Here is a 17477-nt window from a genome sequence, read left to right on the forward strand (position 1 = left end):
CCACATTATATGGCTGCTTTTTCTCTATGAGGCTTCATCGTCATGAATTTCCTCATCATCTTCATTTTTAACGGTTTCGACTTGATCATCTACCTGACCTAAGAAGTCGTTCAATTCTCTTGTGTTTTCAGCAAAGTCAACTTCTAATGCTAAGCCAGCATGACTATAGCGTTCATTGGAATAACTGCCTTCAACAGGAATTCTTAGCGTTTCGATTTCGCCAGGTGTGTTTCGAAGGTAACTTGTCATGGTCGAAATCATTTTTCCTGTATCCATGTTTGTATCGACATAAGGCTCAAGTGTTCCAACAGCACGTGGTAATTTCGAAACACCAGTAAATGACATCATTTGATCTTTTAATACTGACATGACTTGTTGCTGGCGGCGAACACGACCGAAATCATTTTCGTTGTCAGCTCGGAAACGCGCATACTCTAACACTTCTTCACCAGTTAAGTCCTGGACGCCTTCCTGTAAATCGATATCAACTAGGCCATCGCCACTTTCATATTGCATGTCTTTCTCTACATCAATGGTTAGTCCGTCAGGCGCAATCGTGTTAACAATGCCTTCGAATCCATCAAAGTTAACCATGGCATAATAATCAATATCAACATCAAAATTCTCTTTAATCGTCTGGCGTAAGAGTTCAGGTCCGCCTAAAGCAAATGCAGCATTGATCTTATTGTTGCTATGTCCAGGAATTTCAACATACATGTCTCGCATAACCGAAACGAGCTTTGCTGATTCTTCCTCGGGATCATACTGTCCAATCATGATTGTATCAGTATTCTCAGATTTTCCACCGCTTGAATCTTTACCAATTAGTAAAACGTTAGTTATGGAATCTTCTGTGTTATCCCCTTGGAATTCCTCTTTATATTGTTCACTTTGTTCTTCATTTTGAGCATCTGCCATTTCTTCTTCAGCTGCTTGTTGACCAGCTTGGTACTCGAAGTAAGTATATGCAGTTCCACTAATCACAGCAATCGCAATCACCGTAAAAAATATTAATATCCGACGCTTTAAACGTTTGCGTCGTCTTTCTTTTCTTTCTTGTATTCTAACCATAATGAAATCCATCCTACTTATATATTTTTACTCTATACCATTAGACGTCATAAGATAATTTTAGGTGACGCAATTCTATAAAATTCTACTTTATAAATTATACTGATTTTCACATCATTTGTACATGAATTTAACGAAAAATAGATGGAAATTTTTATCTCATTGAATTCATCAATATTAAACTCGAAATATTTCATTTGTAAAAGCAATAAGGTATAATAAAAATTATAGGTTTATTATTGAAAGGAATTTGTATATGGAATCCCGTAAAGAAAGACGAGAACAAAAACAAGGTAAAAGAAGTAAAAAGAAAATAATCTGGACCATAGTAATCCTATTATTGGTCGGGATTATTAGTTACGGTGTTTATCTGTACATGAAATTAAATGATACAGTTGATACAATGTACACGCCATTAGAATCCGATACGGAGAAAAAGGAAGAAGTTCAAACACGATTGGATGATAAGGATACAGTCAATGTTTTATTGCTTGGGGTAGACGAACGTGAGAACGATGTCGGACGTTCGGATACGATGATTTTGTTATCACTTAATCCCGATACTGAAGAGATGTTAATGTTTAATATCCCACGTGATACGCGAGTGAGTATTCCAGGACACGATAAAGATAAAATCAATCACGCCTATGCCTTTGGGGGTTCAGAATTAGCTGTACAAACGGCAGAGAATTTCTTGGATACCACAGTACATTTTTATGCACGAATTAATATGGAAGGCTTAAAGGATGGCGTTGATGCCATTGGTGGTGTAACTGTTAATAACGATCAAGCATTCAGTCATGGTGGCCACGACTTCCCGACAGGTGAAATCACTTTAAACGGTGAAGAAGCCTTAATTTATTCTCGGATGCGTAAAGAAGACCCTCGTGGTGATTTAGGTCGTAATACAAGACAACAACAAATCATTAATCAATTGATTAATGAGGCGATGTCCTTTGAATCATTTACAAGAGTAGACAATATTCTAGGTGCAGTTGGTTCCAATGTCCAGACGAATACGGACATGGAAGAAATGCGTCAGTTATTCCTTGATTACCGGGGGACAAGAGAAGAAACAATTCAGGTTGAAATTGATGGCACTGGGCAACGTTTATGGTCACCTAATGTGCAACAAGAGCTTTACTATTATGTAGTTTCTGATCAGGAAAAAAGTCGGATTCGGAATTTGTTAGAAGAGCATATGAATGAGGAATAAGTCAGCGGGCATCCGCTGGCTTTTTTCTTAATTATAGAATATCCATCTGTCGGTTAGTTAACAATGTTTTTAGGTGATCACATGAAAAATTTAATATATGTTGTAGTAAAATGGCTTTGTTCCATGAAATCGATTAATAAAGGAACGATTCTAATCATTGAGTCCTCATTTCCCTCGGGATCAAATACGAGACCGCTTGTTCAACCATTGCAACAAGATTACGTCGTTGATGTTTACCCATCAGAAGAGATCTATTTCGATAGACATACAATCATAGACTATATCAAATATATATCGGCGTTATTGAACATGTCGTCTTACGAATTAATAATTTCTAGTCATGGAGTAAAAAAACTAAATCCTAAGCAAACATTGATCCAATTATGGCACGGGATTCCACTTAAGAGCATGATGTATATGGAAAATGATTCTCGAATATACGATGCTGATGGGTTTAATATAGATTATCTGATTACATCGTCCAAGCTTGAATCAACATTATTAGCTGCCTGCATGCACATTCCTTTTGCAAATCATCAAATATTGGGGAGCCCTCGAACGGATTATTTGTTTCAACAAAAAGACAATGACATAACTGATCAATTTCATGACTTTGATAAAGTGCTGCTATACGTTCCCACTTACAGATCAGGCTATCAGAATCGAGTGGAAGGAGAAGATGCACTAGATCTAATACTGAATGAGCAATTCATTCAATTTCTCGAGGAGAACTCGTACTTACTTATTGTTAAATTACACCCACTTGCGGAAAAAGAAATTCAAACAATCCATACGCGACATATTATGTTTTTGACAAACGAAAAGTTACAAGAATCTGATTTGGATTTTTACCAAGTACTTCCCCACACTAATTTGTTAATAACAGATTACTCGAGTATCTATTTTGATTACTTATTAACAAATAACCCAATAGTGTTTATTAACCAGGATTTAGAGCATTACAGTAAGGTAAGAGGTTTTCTGTTAGAACCTTATGAAGATTGGACACCAGGTGACCATGTTGCATCTACAGAGGAAGTTATACAAGCTATTCAACAGGCATTTGATCAAGATGATTATACATCCGAGCGAGAAAGATTGAAGGAAATGTTTATCTATCATCAAGATGGTCGATCGGTGCAGAGAGTAGTTAATTTAGTAGAAGAGATAATGAAGAAGTAAAGCGATGGTGGATTTTCTAATAAGTTATTTTATAAGCTAAAAAATAATGAGGTGTTGAAGTAACTTCAACACCTCAATTACTTAAATATATTAAATGTTAACTGTCATTTGAGACAGGCTGATAACTTGGATCTTCCTGTTCACCCGAAGGAATAAGAGAATCGATTTCATAGATTGAATTAACGAGTTTTTGAGTTGCGAACCCATCATTATACTTGTTCCAGATTTGAGAAAACTCACGAACCTGAGATAAGTTAAATTGATTGTCTTTAATTAGCTGAGCAATATCCTGCGTATCAATAGCAATAGGCCCAGGTACTAGTTTTTCATAAGCTTCCCAAAAACCACGTTCTTGCCGATATGATTCAAGGTCATAAGGGTAGAAAATCATCGGCTTTTCTAGTAATGAGAACTCAAAAGGGATCGATGAATAATCACTGATCAGAATATCCGTCACTAATAATAAATGATTTAAGTCACTGTAATCAGATACATCAATGACAAAACCCGAATATTTACCATCATATTGATGCTTAACTGCCGGGTGTAATCGTAACAATAAGATATAATTATCACTTAGTGTTTGATATAAATGATCAAGATCTAGATGTATATCTGGATCATTTAATTCTTGTTCTCGGTAAGTTGGCGCATACATGATGACTTGTTTATCGTTAATTTGTGGATATAAATCTTCTAATTTAGCTTTAATAGATTCTACATTCGCTTCATCAAAAAATAAATCCGTTCTGGGCACACCTGTCTTAAGCACGACTTCATTATTAGTGTTAAATGCCTCTTTAAAGATATCTGCCATTTCATTTGATCCAACAGTTATATGAGTGAAGCGGTTATAGACTGTTTGGAAACGTTCATTGGCGCGATTTGATCGATGTGAAATACTAGGATCACGCATGCCGAATTGTTTAATGGCTCCATTCGCATGCCATAACTGAACGCACTCGACATTGCTGTGAAAAGGTGTTCCTGCAAGCAAACCAACATAATTATCAACAAAAACGACCTTAGACGTTGCAAGATGATAGATTCCTTTCACAAATCCAATATATGACTTGCTGAGATCAAATGAAATAATGGTCGTTTGTTCATCTTCATAGAATTCGCCTTGACTGTTAGGGATTTGTAAAATGATCGTATCCTGATCAGTTTCTTGTCTTACTTTATTCCACACAAAAAAAATATTTTCCCCAAAAGTACTGATGAAAACAGTTTTTTTCTTTTGAGGAAATTGTTTGAAGAGGGAAAACCAGAACTTAACATGAAGTAGGTAAAGAGAAACGAAAAACTCTCTTAACATCATTATATCTGGTTCAAATCCTCTTTAATTTTTGTTGTGGAAATCCCTTCAGTACGAGGGAGGTAGACAACTTCACAATGGTCTTTTAGAAAATCAAACTCGCCTTCCCAGTCATGCCCCATGACAAAGGTATCAACATTGTGTGTTACAACATCATCAATTTTCTGTTCCCATTGATTCTCAGGTATGACCTCATCGACATATTCAATTGCTTCTAATATAACTTTTCGATCCTCATAGCAATAATAAGCTTGCTTTCCTTTTAGATCGTTAAACTCATCAGTTGAAATCGCAACGATTAAATAATCGCCTAATTCTTTCGCGCGTCTTAATATATTTATATGGCCTACATGTAACAAATCAAATGTTCCGTAGGTAATTATTTTTTTCATGGTTGTTCCTCCTAAAACTATCTAAAACTATCTCCTATAATGCATATAGACAATTTATATTGTAAACTGTTAGTTAGAAATAATCAATTATAACAAGATTAAAATGAAGTTACAATTAGATGAGTGATTATAGAGAAATAGTGAGAGGAGTACTTTTAAATGGATCAGAATGTTGTTATTTCAGAGGATTTTTGTCAGTTAATTGACATATATATGGAAGAAATTGATCAAGTTACAGTGAAACTCCAGGGGTCTAGAGAAGATTTACATAAATCAAGTTTAACGTTTTTAGAAGAACGAACAGAAAAGGAAATTACTCTATCTTCATTATATATGATAAAAGAGAATGAATATAAAGCCACTTTCTTATTAAGCGAACTAAAGAAAAAAGGGACTTTTTATATTAAAACGGAAAATAATAATTACCATATCCAAATTAGTAATAGTTTAAATGACAGGATTCAAGGATTCCAGTTTAAAAAAGTTCAAAAATCAACTCTTTTAGAATTAACTTCAAAGAGTAATGCTCTCAAAGCGATTACGAATAAATTTATTAAAAATAATACTCTAGAAATATTACCGAGTTATGTTTATGCAAATGAAGTGATTAACGGGATGTTGCAACTGCATGGTTATATAAGTGAAGAATTAATATCATCTAACTACTTTAGATTATTAGCAACAGAAAGAGGCAGTGATAATGACTATTTCTATACAGAAATAGAACAACTTGAAAACAATGAATGGACTTCTTATCTAGAATTAGAAAAACTTACTGAGGGAGTATGGGATCTATATATTGAACTGGATGATGGTAATAGTTATCGACTGAAATCTTGGCATAGTGCAATTAAAATGGATCATGGTTTATTGAATGGTTCCAATGATTTTATAAATGTAGGACCATACCAAACAGTAAAAGGTTCGTATTCATTAGAAGTCTTAAGTCAAACCATTACACTACAAGATATTAATTTCCACCATAGCGATATTAATTTTGGGGTTGAAATGCAAGGTAAGTTGGTTACGAATCTACAAAAAGACCAGATTGATTCTTTAATAGTAAAAGAAAACGGGCAAGAAGTACACTATGAAATACCAGTTAAAGTTTTAGAAATGGCTGCTGATACCCTTAAAATAACTGCAAGTATAAAGTATGACGAAATTGACGATGAGAACTTAAACATGAATAAGTGGCATTGTTACATAAAAACAAATCAATCAGATGATTTATTAAGAATTAAAATCAATAAAGAACTTGAACCTAAAGAATCTATAATTAATTTTGATGATGAGCCTTACAAAACGTATATGTATCAAACAATTAATGGTAACTTATCTATAATTAAAGATCGAATTTCATTAGAAAGAGATGTTTCTTATGGAGGTTTTGAAGGGAAGAGTTTATTACTGATTGGTTATTTAAACATCCCAGATTTCAAAAACATTGAGAACTTTACTAAACAGATTATTATAAGAACTCGCAGCGGCAATAATGAAATTTTTAGAGAGTTAAATATAAATAGAGATGGCTCATTTCGACAAAAAATTAATTTAAAAGAATTATTATCTGATGACCTGCAAAGGCATAACACGATTGACTTTTATATTCAGCTTCATAACGGGCATTTCACGTTAGAAAGGAAGTTAGGGAAAGAAGATTTTGACTTTAAAAAAGATAGTGTTATGACTCGAAAAATAATTTATGATGGTGATTTTAAGTATTATTATTTATCCATCACCCCGTATGGAAATCTTAAAATTGATATCTTCAAAGTACCAGTAATTAAGCATTTGTATTTAAAGTATTTTCAGTATTTCGATAGATTGCTATTTAAATCAAAGGATATATGGCTAGTTGGAGAAAGAGAAGATACAGCACAAGACACAGGTTATCATTTTTTTAAATACTGTAGAGAACAATACCCAGAAAAGGCTGTTTACTATGTCATTCATCCTAACTCAAAGGATAGAAAGAATTTAGAGGGATATGAAAATATTGTCGAGCTCGGTTCTTTAAAACACTATCGATTGAGTGCAATTGCGAACAAATTCATTGCATCTCATGAAGTTGAATATTTCTTACCGACGAAAGCGGTTGATTATCCTTCATATAAACAAGGAAAGAGAGTATTCTTACAGCATGGGATTCTAGGAAGAAGAAAAGTGGAGTATTACAAAGAAGATTATCAATATCCTTACCATTTATTCTGTGTAAGTTCAGAAGATGAAAAGAGTTTGGTAATTAATGAAATGGGATATTCAGAAAGTGAGGTAAAAGTAACTGGATTATCAAGGTTTGATGGGTTAATTGATCAATCGGAGCAAAATTGTCAAATATTATTGATCCCTACATGGAGACCATGGCTTACTAATGACGATAATTTCCTGCAATCTGAATTTTACCAAAAATATTCTAGCTTGTTAGATAATAAATCATTGCATAATTTGTTGAATGATTACAATGTTCAACTTAATGTTTATCTTCACTATCGATTACAGCCATATATAAAATATTTTAATCAATTGAACCATTCAAAAATTAATATCATTTCATTAGGTACAAAGAACATACAAGACTTAATAACGGAACATAACTTAATGATTACTGATTATTCATCAGTATCAATGGATTTTAACTATTTGAATAAACCAGTTATCTTTTATCATTTTGATTATAACAAGTTCTTTCAAAATGGTATTTTAAGACATCCAAATAAAACTTTTATTGGTGATATATCAAGTGATGAAGAAGAGATCATTCACTACATTAGAAAATATACTTATAATAATTTTGAAGTATCAGAAACACAAGGACAAAACTTAAATTATTTATTCAAATATCAAGATCAAAATAATAGTAAACGTATCTTTGATGAAGTAGAGAAATTATGAATGAAAAACTCCGAAGCAAAAAATTGCTTCGGAGTTTATTAATACTATTTGATTTCTTTGATATAGTCTCCACTTACCCAACCTGTTTCTGAACTGTCCGGTAGATGAACTTTATACCAACCATTGTCTTTAACTAATGAACCATTATCAATGACTGCGTTCGCATAAGATTCTCTAGGTAAAGAACCTATTTTATCACCATTCGGTTCATTTCTAACGTTTAGAGGATCTTCCTCTGTTTGTACTTGTAATAAATTATCTAACTCTACGTGATTACTATGAACCCATCCTGTGTTTCCGTTGTGTTTAATTTGATACCATATATCGTTACCACTTACTTCTTGTCCTGAAGCAAAACCTAATACATCAATAGATGTACCGTTTGATAACTGGCCGATGACAGAATCGGATGTAGATGGACCGCTACGGAAGTTTAGAGAACTAGCAGTCGTTTCTCCAGTTGTCTGATTAGGATATTTCGCTACTTCTCCAGTTGAACTGCTAGGGTCACCTGTGTATTCTGGTATATCGAAGAATAAAGTATAATTATCAACTAAATCATACAATTCTGCGATGCGATGTGTTTGTCCTAGCGCCCAGTTAACGTCAGTAGCATATTGATGTACGCCGGGATCTGCAGGGTTCCATCTCATCTTGTAAAGTGTATCCTGTCCTCGATCGATGAAATCCTCCCTAATATATTGTGCACCTCCGATGATGGCTTTCTCTGGTGTAGTCCAACCATTTTCATATGCATGTTCAGCACCACATTCTACTGCACAATCATCATAGGCTCCAATACCGTATACGTTATAGACGGTTTCACCATTATATTCTACACCTTTTGCAAGAGTTGAATCACCGTTACCAGTTTCATGCAAAGCATGAGCTAATAAATAGATTTCATTGATGTCATATCTATTTGCTGCATCGACAAACGATTGACCAGTACCTGTTAATGTTCCTTTATTATAAAGGATTTTGTTATTCAGTTCTTTGGCGTTTAATCCAGCTGGTTTTGATAATGATAAGTACTGATAGAAGCTACTAGCATTGTGATCATCAAAGTTATCTGGATTTGCATAATAGATAACTTCTTCACGTGTTGCATCTTTAAAGCCGCCATCTGCCCAAATTTGTGGGTTTTTACTCATCCATTTGTCAACAGCGGCGTTAAAGTCTTGGTCATAGTTAGTTGTTTCTTCAATACGTTTGCTCGTATCAACATCATTGGCGTGAATATATCCAGTTCGACGCTCACCGTTCACATATACAATTGCTTCATACCACGAGTCAGAGAAGGTCTTGAATAGTAAAGTTGTATTTTTAGAATAGGATTTTAATGTTTTAGCATCTCTAGAAGCTCTACTATATATATTAGTAGGCTTTTTGGTAGCTGCACCTTGCAGACTTTCTTGTGAACTGTAAGCATTTTCAACGTCATTGACATGGATGTAACCAGTTTGTCGTTGTCCATCGTTGAATACAATAGCCTCATGCCAATTTTCAGATAAAGTTCGATACATTAATACAGATCCTGATGCATAAGACTTCAAAGTACTAGATTCTTTAGAAAGGCCTGAGTGTATAGCAGTACGATTTTTAGTCGCAATACCTCTTAAACTAGTTTGTTCATCAAGCTTAGTATCGACATCACTATGGTGGATATAACCAGTTTTCCGTTGTCCGTTAACAAACACGATAGCTTCATACCACTTGGAGGAGAAAGTTTTATAGATTAGTGCGGATCCTGTACCATAGGATTTGAGTGCACTAGAATTTCTTGAAGCACGACTATAAACACGAGTAGTCTCCTTGGCAATACCTTCTTTAGTTACTTGATTATTTACTAAATTGTCAACATCATCACGATGGATGTAGACGGTTTGACGCTCACCATTTCTGTAAATAAAGGCTTCATACCAATTGGAAGTAAACGTCTTGTAGTAGAGAACCTTACCTTGAGCGTATGAGCGTAAAGAATTCGAATCCCGACTAGCCCTACTGTACACGTGAGTTCGATCTGCTAATGCTACACCTTGTAGTGAGTTTTGGTCATTAACTTTTGTTTCAATATCATTTGCATGTATGTAGACTGTCTCACGTTTTCCATTATTAATAATAAAGGCTTTATACCATTCAGAAGTATATTCCTTGTAATAGAGTAATGACCCTTTAGCATAAGACCTTGGTGAGCTAGAATCTCTAGATGCTTCTTTATAGACATGAGTTCTATCCTTTAAAGCAATACCTTTAAGAGATGCTGGATTGTTGGTAGCTGTTTCAACATCATTAGCGTTAATGTATCCTGTTTGACTATCCCCATTTTTAATGACAATGGCTTTATACCAATTATCTGAATGAGGTTTATACAAAAGGATGCTTCCCTCTTCGTAACTTTTCAAGGAATTTGAATTCTTGCTCGTAGACTCATAGACATGGGTTCGGTCTTTTTGAGCCACACCTTCTAGTAATGAGCTATCAGCATTAACTGTATTTTGACCATATTCACCAAAGTTAATCACAGAGATTAATAAGGCTATGATGGCTACTTGCATAATGCGATTATTAAGTTTATACAAATCGCGTTCCCTCCAATAATATTTTATTGGATGGACATAGTGTAGAGTTATTTAATTCAAATATAAGACTTCTAAAACCGCTCCTTTCTACTAAAATATGAAACATAGACATCTAACTTTGCTAGAATTATAACATAAAATGTCGAAATTCCGACTTTTTTTTGGTATGAATTTCAATTTAATTCTTTATGATTAGTTCTCTTGTCTGATTCAGTAAATGTAATTCCGATACAGATAATCAGCCATTGGATGATACTATACCACGGATTATTAATAAAAAGACTGTGTTCTAACGACTGATAAATTAAAATGCCAATAAAAAAGCTCATAGACCATTTAGTAACGTAATTATTAGCGTTTGATATCAATAGTTTCCAAAGAGTATATAAGAGAGCGCATAAAAGAACTAAGCCAATCAACCCAGTTTCTAACATGAACTGTAAATATTGATTATGAGCGGGAAGAGAAAATGGTGTAACCTCACTGGCACTTGTCCCTATTCCGTGCCCCCATATTAAAGAAGTTTGGATAGCGCCCCAGAGTTCTGACCACAACTCACTTCTCCCAGAAAAGAAATTTTTAGAAAATAGACTATGAGATAGACTATTTAACCAATTTCCAAGCGTGGTATTGTACAATTGAGTGTAAAGAAAAACAGACACGAATATTAACCCTAAAGCTATTGGGAAGATATACTTAATATGTTTAGGGAAAGTTTTGATACAAACCCAAGTAATCATGACGATAAAGAGAGAAAGCCATACCGCTCTAGAAGTGGTAGCATAAAGCATTATTATGTTAAGAATAATGGTTAAACCCAAAAGTAATTTATAAATTAAATCAACATATTTTAAGGCAATTATTTGGAAGTATAATAGACAGAATGTAATAATTCCTAATCCATTAGGGTTCCAGAATACACTTTGAAATCGATTAGTTGGTTGATCAAGTATTTGCCAATGTATAACGAGTACCATTATAATCATGCTTGCACCATAGCCAATGAATGTAATCATTTTTGGATTCCATCTGACTTTAGCAAAAGTTAATAACGTTGTGAGTGTTAAAATAAAAGTTAATAGCGTTGAGAATTGGGTTTGATCTTGATGGTTTAGATAGCTAATCGTGTATAATACGATTAATGAACCAATGACAGCGTATAAAAACCCATATTTTTGAGTGATTGATTTAATAGACTGTTTTTGTAAAAAGAAAAATGTCACTAAGAAAATTACACTTAGATAAAAAGTTAAGTCAGTTGTGGTCTCACCAATTTTTTGAATATCATTAGCAAGGTCTGTAACACTCAATAAGTTTATAGGCATAAAAGTTAGAATTAATATTAAAACTAGTTTATTTAAATGTTGTATATGTAAGTTGACGTTCATCATAAATCTTCCTCTTAAATATAATGTATAGATATCTAATTTTATATTATAAATTCTAATTGATATTATAGAAAGAAGAAAGTGAATAAATATGGGCATGTGATGGGAAATGGAGGATTAAAAGTTGAAGATTTTAAGGCGAATCGTAAATAGTAAGCATACTTTAAGGATATTTCGATTGATATTTAAATTATTAAGTTTATTACCAAAAAAATCAAATACTATTATATTTGAGAGTTTCCATGGTAAACAATATAGTGATAACCCAAGAGCAATTTATGAATATATCATTAACAATGATTTAGGATATAAGGTTTATTGGAGTGTTGATAGACGTTACGAACACGTCTTTGAAGGGAGAGGAGTACTTTACTTAAAACGTTTTTCACTTAAGTGGTTTATTCTGATGGCTAGGGCAGAATATTGGGTAGTAAATACTCGTTTACCCTTATGGTTACCCAAACCTAATCACACTAAATATGTTCAAACTTGGCACGGGACTCCTTTGAAACGTCTCGCTATGGACATGGAAGATGTCCATATGCCAAATACTAACATTGAGAAATATAAGCGCAATTTTTTAAAGGAATCTAGTAAGTGGGATTATTTATTATCACCTAACCAATATTCAACTAACATTTTCAAAAGAGCGTTTGGTTTTCATGGTGAGGTTGTTGAAACTGGATATCCTCGGAATGATTTTTTAACAAATAGTAATGAACTTAACACTATAAATGAAATTAAGTCTAAATGTGGTGTCCCAAATGATAAGAAAGTTATCCTATACGCACCAACTTGGAGAGATAATCAATATTATTCTGTAGGTAGATATAAGTTTAAACTTGAACTGGATTTAAAACAAATGGAGCAAGAACTAGGTGATGATTATGTCATTATATTGCGATTACATTATTTAATTGCTGAACAAATGGACTTATCTGAATACAATCAATTTATAATTAATCTTTCTAACCATGAAGATATTAGAGAGTTGTATTTAATATCTGATATGTTGATTACTGATTACTCATCTGTCTTTTTTGATTATGCCATTCTAAAGCGACCGATTATTTTCTTCACTTATGACTTAGAAGAATATCAAGATGTACTGCGTGGTTTTTATCTAGATTTAGAGGAAGACGCGCCTGGTCCTGTTGTGAGAACTACAGAACAAGTAATTCAAGAAATTATTGAACTCAGCCATAACCCTGCTAAAACAGATCATTATTTATCTGATTTTCATCACCGTTTTTGTTATTTAGAAGATGGAAATGCGAGTAAACGAGTCATTGAATCAGTTTTAAACAATGAAAAGTAATGAAGTTATATTTATCAGCTACTATAAATCTCTAAAATAGTTCTAGCACTAGCTAAATGAGAGTGGTTTCTCTCGACATAGTGCTGGGCGTTTTTTGCTAGAGCATGGCTGAGCTCTGAATTATTTAATAGAGATAAGACTTGTTCTGCTAAATCATGCTCGTTTTTGTTTTCAAACAACAACCCATTCTCTTGGTGCTGGATCAGTTCTTTTAAGCCTCCAACAGCACCAGCGATGACAGGTTTTCCTGCCGTCATCCCTTCTAATGCAGCGATGGATGTTGCTTCTTCAACACCTTTTGCGTGAATGCTCGGGATTAATACTATATCAGTTAACTTATATAAACCAATCATATCTGAATGCGGAACAGAGCCAAGAAAAGCAATATGAGAGCTTGCGTTTAATTTACTAGCGACTTGTTTTAATGTGTCGATTAGCTCGCCACTTCCGGCGTAAACCAATAATGTGTTCGGAAATTGTTTTAAAATTTTAGGTAATGCGAGAATGGGGTAAATCACCCCATTCTTTTCTGTTAAACGACGTGGAACTAAAAGAATCGACTGATCTTTAGGTAATTGATAGGTTTGTCGTACTTGGTCGATCTCCTCAGAACTGATATTAAACAAGCTAGAGTCCACAGAGTTATGAATCATATGGGCTTCTCTACCTGATTCAGCTCGAACATATTCTTTTAGGCGTTGGTCGACACAGACAATGTCATCAGCGCTTGTGTAGGCTTCTTGTTCGTATCGTTTCGCTTGATGAGCTTCAGGTGATTGGTTTTGTATGGCCCCTCGACTCGTTGCTTCGTAGGTATAGTATCCATGAACAGTTTGTACGGTTTTGATGTTGAGATCTTTAGCAGCAAGTGTTGCGAAGATATCTTGTGTATTAACAACATCATATTCCTGATATATTTTTGCAAGTTTTCTTTTTAACCAGTTCATACGTTGTCGGTCACCAAATAATTGTCCTTTGCCTTTGTTCATTCGTTTGATTGAAAAAGTTAATCCCCGAATGAATAACCTATGCCTCTTCGAACAGTCAGACCAAGATAAGATATCTACTTCATGACCATGTTCAATCAAGCCTTTTTTGAGCGTTGTTATATGCGTTGAAAGGCCACCTTCATGTGGATAATCGAAAATCGTTGAAATTAATATTTTCATATTTATAACCCTTTCAAGTAATGCCAAGTTTTGTGGATTGTTTGTTTCATCACGCCATAAAACAAAGCAAAAGTAATTACAGATGTAATGGAAATTGTGATAAAGTCGCCATTTTGATAGTAAGGTCTAGTCAAATAAATAACAAAAGTTATGATAATAAAGCTTAAAACCACTCGTATTAGTATAGGCCAATTCAATAAGCCATAACCTCTTGAAATTAAATAATAAAAATAACTAGCCTGAAACAACATCGAAAGCGTTGTTGCCAAAGCAATTCCATTAATCGATAGAATCGGTGCTAAACAGATACTTCCTAAGATATTAATCAGCACGCCTATGACACTGACTTGAGCGATGGTCTTATAATCCTTCACAATATAAAAATGCTGAGTAAAGTATTCTCTTAAAGCAATAAATAATAACCCTAACGTGTAAAAGATAAAAGCATAGCTTGTTCGCTCAGTAGCTTTGGCATCAAAAGCCCCTCGTTCGTAAACCATACTCACAAGATGAGATGCATCGAATAGCATCACAATCATAAATGGTATTGAAGTAAGTAAAATGAGTTTGAAACCTGTTGCTATAAATGTCTCGTAGTTGGCCTGATTATGCTGAAATGCCTGTGTTAGTTTTGGGAAAATGATTGTGGTAATTGGGATCAATAAAATGCTTAATGGAATCCAAAGTAAACGGTAACTATAGTTTAAAGCCGCTATGCTTCCTTCTTCTAAAAATGAAGCGACTAAACGGTCAATTAAGGTATTCAGTTGTAATGCCAAGGTCGCGATTAATATTGGAACCATCGGCTTTAATAATTTGAAGCTACTAACTAATTGTTGCTTGTCCCACTTTCTAAAATATAAACGTTTGTTTGGAATGTTGATCCATTGGATGGCGAACTGTGAAATGCCTCCGATTAGAACGGAAACCGCAAGACTATATAAACCTAGGTAGGGATGTAAAAGCATAATCATTAAGATGACTAAAAAATTATTAACGACAGGGCCGACCGCCGGAATCGTGAATGATTCGTGCGCATGGTAGATAATTTGTGAAATAGAAGCCATTGTTAAAATAATGACTAATGGTGATAAGATTGATGTAAGATAAGTTGCTGACCTTATTTCACTATTACTAAAACCAGGTGCAATAATCTGAATCAGCGGCTGACTACCAACTAAAATAAACACAGTGATGATACAGGCGATAATCAGAAATAGCTGGATAAACCCTTGAAGTATTTTGTGTGCTTGATCAGGTGATTGTTGCATGTTCTCAATCGTTAAGGGTAGGACTCGTCCTCTGGCTGTTGAACCAATAACCGTAAAGGCAATCGTTGGAATTATGAAAGCTACATAGAATAGATCAGCAGCAATTGATGTTCCAAAGTAATTGGCGATGATTGCTTCACGGACGAAACCGAGTAGCTTGCTCACAATGGACAATGAAGCCACTAACCCAAAAGCCTGAAATAATGAATGACGTCTAAACATAATGCATCACTCGTATACGCGACAACATAATTCCTAACAGACTGTAAAAGTACAGCATAAAGGACTTGTCTTCTAATAAATTGTAATAAAGGCAGCCTGTTAATAGTGTTGCTACCATTGAAATCATCAATGCTTTCTCGTTTTTACTTAAGTTAGGCAAAGTCTGTCTTAATAAGCTGATGATAAACCATAACAATAATAGGGTCCCAACAATCCCAGTTGCGACTAAAATATGAATATATTGATTATCTGTATAAATATCGTCTGGAATATCATAGTCATCATATATTGGCGATGAATAGAGAAGAGTTGCGGCATCGCCGAAAGTCCCAAGTCCTGTGCCAAACAGATGTTGATCTTTAAAAATTTCTAATCCCTTTATCACAATATAAATCCGCCCCCATTCAGTACTTGCCTCGACCGTTTCACTTGAAAACATGGATTTAAAACGACTGATAAAACTTAAACCATCTTGATTACCTTCTTCAATTTCTTCTGTGCCTTGCTCATGGGTCGTCTCATTTTCGTAATTTAATTGTTGGTCTACATAAGACATGATTGGACCAAATAAGAAAAGACTTAGCAAAACGGCTAACCCTACTCGTTTAATAAATTGAAGGTTTCTTGATATGATGACATAAATTAGGAAACCAATGATCATAGCAAGAAATGCCCCACGAGATCCAGTCAAGGTTCCTGTATAGAATATAATTACTTGAGCGCTTACTAAACTGATTTTCCCTGTTTTGGTTTGAGGTTTAACTAAAAATGATAAGAAAAACACAATTAATAAGTAATTAGCTAAGACATTTGGATTTGCCAATGTTCCATATACACGATCAATATTCACACTAGACAAATTCCATTCTTGCCATTCGGATGGAATTAAGATTGTTCTTGAATACAATTTTTCAATAATTCCGTGGAGACTAATTAAGACCGACGTGATAATTGACCATGTTATAATGGAATGGAAATCTTCGCGTTTCCATATTTGTATGGCGAATATCGCGACTAATAAGGTAAGCACACCCAGTGCTCTTAATTCAATGGCAATAGCAGTATATGTAACGTTATGTATTAAAGCTACTATACTTCCCAATAACAGAAATACGAAGAAGTAGATGAATGGTTGTAATGGTTTTAACTTCCGCCATATATGATCCCTGTTAACCACTAGAACCTTTATGAATGCCGTGATGATAATCGCATCACCCAATAACATTAGCCCTGAATTGAACATGGTTAAAAGTGGTCGCAATGGATAATAAATGAATAGGAAGGCGATCATGATTTTGTCACGAAAAATCGTTGCAATTACAGCAATCGACGTATAAACTACGCCTAAGATAGGATTAGATACGAAATAGCTGAGTGAAAGAAGAATTATAAATATAATATAGTAGTTAAACCGCATATTAAACACTCCACTGCACAATACATGAAAGGAAAT

General features: G+C 34.2%; 12 protein-coding genes. 4 read left to right on the forward strand and 8 right to left on the reverse strand.

What is annotated here, in order from left to right:
* Nucleotides 1-24: 24 nt before the first annotated feature.
* Entirely contained in the window at nucleotides 25-1071 is a 1047-nt protein-coding gene (locus J2S77_RS12470; RefSeq protein WP_306977834.1) for an LCP family protein, read from the reverse strand.
* Between the two features lie 256 nt (nucleotides 1072-1327).
* On the opposite strand from J2S77_RS12470, the gene J2S77_RS12475 reads away from it, so the two are divergent.
* Together J2S77_RS12475 and J2S77_RS12480 are read left to right on the forward strand one after the other, a co-directional pair.
* Entirely contained in the window at nucleotides 1328-2287 is a 960-nt protein-coding gene (locus tag J2S77_RS12475) for an LCP family glycopolymer transferase (RefSeq protein ID WP_306977836.1), read from the forward strand.
* A gap of 81 nt (nucleotides 2288-2368) precedes the next feature.
* On the forward strand, nucleotides 2369-3469 hold the full coding sequence (locus J2S77_RS12480) for a CDP-glycerol glycerophosphotransferase family protein (protein WP_306977838.1): 1101 nt from the start codon (nucleotides 2369-2371) through the stop codon (nucleotides 3467-3469).
* A 97-nt stretch (nucleotides 3470-3566) separates the two neighbouring features.
* Here the strand turns inward: J2S77_RS12480 and J2S77_RS12485 are convergent, their stop codons facing one another.
* A complete protein-coding gene (locus J2S77_RS12485; RefSeq protein ID WP_306977840.1) occupies nucleotides 3567-4661 on the reverse strand; it encodes a CDP-glycerol glycerophosphotransferase family protein in 1095 nt (364 codons plus the stop codon).
* Nucleotides 4662-4789: 128 nt separating this feature from the next.
* Nucleotides 4790-5179, reverse strand: a complete 390-nt coding sequence (gene tagD / locus J2S77_RS12490; protein WP_306977842.1) for a glycerol-3-phosphate cytidylyltransferase — start codon at nucleotides 5177-5179, stop codon at nucleotides 4790-4792.
* 159 nt (nucleotides 5180-5338) lie between these two features.
* Here tagD and J2S77_RS12495 point away from each other — a divergent pair, with 159 nt between their 5' ends.
* Nucleotides 5339-8074, forward strand: coding sequence for a CDP-glycerol glycerophosphotransferase family protein (locus J2S77_RS12495; protein ID WP_306977844.1), 2736 nt, complete (start codon nucleotides 5339-5341; stop codon nucleotides 8072-8074).
* A 44-nt stretch (nucleotides 8075-8118) separates the two neighbouring features.
* Here J2S77_RS12495 and J2S77_RS12500 read toward each other — a convergent pair whose 3' ends face one another.
* Nucleotides 8119-10656, reverse strand: a complete 2538-nt coding sequence (locus J2S77_RS12500; RefSeq protein ID WP_306977846.1) for an SH3 domain-containing protein — start codon at nucleotides 10654-10656, stop codon at nucleotides 8119-8121.
* Between the two features lie 173 nt (nucleotides 10657-10829).
* Nucleotides 10830-12047, reverse strand: a complete 1218-nt coding sequence (locus J2S77_RS12505) for an O-antigen ligase family protein (RefSeq protein WP_306977848.1) — start codon at nucleotides 12045-12047, stop codon at nucleotides 10830-10832.
* Nucleotides 12048-12168: 121 nt separating this feature from the next.
* Here J2S77_RS12505 and J2S77_RS12510 point away from each other — a divergent pair, with 121 nt between their 5' ends.
* A complete protein-coding gene (locus J2S77_RS12510) occupies nucleotides 12169-13362 on the forward strand; it encodes a CDP-glycerol glycerophosphotransferase family protein (protein WP_306977850.1) in 1194 nt (397 codons plus the stop codon).
* A 14-nt stretch (nucleotides 13363-13376) separates the two neighbouring features.
* Here J2S77_RS12510 and J2S77_RS12515 read toward each other — a convergent pair whose 3' ends face one another.
* The 3 genes from J2S77_RS12515 to J2S77_RS12525 are packed head-to-tail and all read right to left on the reverse strand — an operon-like array spanning nucleotide 13377 to nucleotide 17441.
* On the reverse strand, nucleotides 13377-14531 hold the full coding sequence (locus tag J2S77_RS12515) for a glycosyltransferase family 4 protein (RefSeq protein ID WP_306977852.1): 1155 nt from the start codon (nucleotides 14529-14531) through the stop codon (nucleotides 13377-13379).
* Between the two features lie 2 nt (nucleotides 14532-14533).
* The gene (murJ, locus tag J2S77_RS12520; RefSeq protein WP_306977854.1) at nucleotides 14534-16024 is read right to left on the reverse strand and encodes a murein biosynthesis integral membrane protein MurJ; all 1491 of its coding nucleotides are present in this window, start codon (nucleotides 16022-16024) and stop codon (nucleotides 14534-14536) included.
* Complete coding sequence (locus tag J2S77_RS12525; RefSeq protein WP_306977856.1) at nucleotides 16017-17441, reverse strand: O-antigen ligase family protein; 1425 nt, start codon at nucleotides 17439-17441, stop codon at nucleotides 16017-16019. The genes murJ and J2S77_RS12525 overlap by 8 nt, the downstream gene beginning before the upstream one ends.
* Nucleotides 17442-17477 lie beyond the last annotated feature (36 nt).

The sequence above is a fragment of the Alkalibacillus salilacus genome, from assembly GCF_030812915.1.
Taxonomy (GTDB): domain Bacteria; phylum Bacillota; class Bacilli; order Bacillales; family Alkalibacillaceae; genus Alkalibacillus; species Alkalibacillus salilacus.